This window comes from Vibrio sp. Vb2131 (genome assembly GCF_033338535.1).
In the GTDB taxonomy this organism is placed as follows: domain Bacteria; phylum Pseudomonadota; class Gammaproteobacteria; order Enterobacterales; family Vibrionaceae; genus Vibrio; species Vibrio alginolyticus.
In genome coordinates this window covers 1-1,016 of the sequence record NZ_JAWOSW010000052.1, presented here as the reverse complement: position 1 = coordinate 1,016, position 1,016 = coordinate 1, and the positions used below count along the sequence as shown (strand labels likewise).

Here is a 1,016-nt window from a genome sequence, read left to right as displayed (position 1 = left end):
ATGGCATCATACTAAAAGAATATCGTATTGCATTGGGTGCCAATCCTAAAGGCCATAAGCAAGAAGAAGGCGACAACCGAACGCCAGAAGGCAGTTACACGCTCGATTACGTGATTGAGGATTCTGCGTTTTATCGCTCGGTGCACATTAGCTATCCCGATGCTATTGACACGTTAGAGGCGCACCGGAGAGGTGTCTCCCCGGGTGGGAACATTAAAATTCATGGTTTAAAGAATGGTGAGACGCAAGATCCTAGTTTTATTCAGAGTTTTGATTGGACCAACGGGTGTATTGCGCTCACCAATGAAGAAATGGATGAATTCATCCAGCTTGTCACCAAGGGAACACCGATCACGATCGAGTGGTAGGACTCGTTATCCCACGGGAGCTTTGAAAGGTTACTGCATAAAACGTTTTGGATGGTCACTAAAAATGCCATCTAATTGCGGAAGGTGCTTGAGCTTATTCGGGTTGTTGACCGTGTAACACATGACCTTATAGCCCGCTTCTTGCAGCTTAATGATCTGACGCGAACGAACCCAGTTAATATTTAGGTTACAGCTGTAGGCTGCCACTTCATCTAATAATAGCCGGTCTTTTTTTGTAAAAAACTCACTTAAAACACCCAAATGATAACCTTCGCAATGCTGGTAAAGTGCTCTGATGACATCATGACTAAAGCTTGAGAGTAAAAGGTTCTCTCTAGGCATTGAACTTTCGGTAAGCACTTTTGCAAGCGTTTGTGCGACTTCATCCGCTGGATGGCGGTCTACTTTCACTTCAATATTCAGATTTAGACCTCGCTCAGTAGCCAAGCTTAATAGCTCCTCAAGAGTCATGATAGTTTCGCCAGCAAAATCTTCGCTGAACCAGCCACCGAAATCTAATTGTCTTAGTTCTTTCAACGTATGCGCATCAACTCGTCCTTTGCCATTGCTGCATCGATTTAACGTATGATCGTGGCAAACCACAAGTACGTTATCTTTTGTTGGCTGAACATCTACTTCTACCCATTT

2 protein-coding genes are annotated in these 1,016 nt (G+C 44.0%); one reads left to right on the top strand and one right to left on the bottom strand.

The window, feature by feature from the left end; all coding sequences use genetic code 11:
• Window positions 1–368 (top strand): murein L,D-transpeptidase family protein (locus R7E38_RS22810; RefSeq protein ID WP_318082131.1); only part of this gene is annotated, 368 nt, incomplete at its 5' end.
• 30 nt (window positions 369–398) lie between these two features.
• Here R7E38_RS22810 and R7E38_RS22805 read toward each other — a convergent pair.
• Window positions 399–1,016 (bottom strand): glycerophosphodiester phosphodiesterase family protein (locus tag R7E38_RS22805; protein WP_318082130.1); only part of this gene is annotated, 618 nt, incomplete at its 5' end.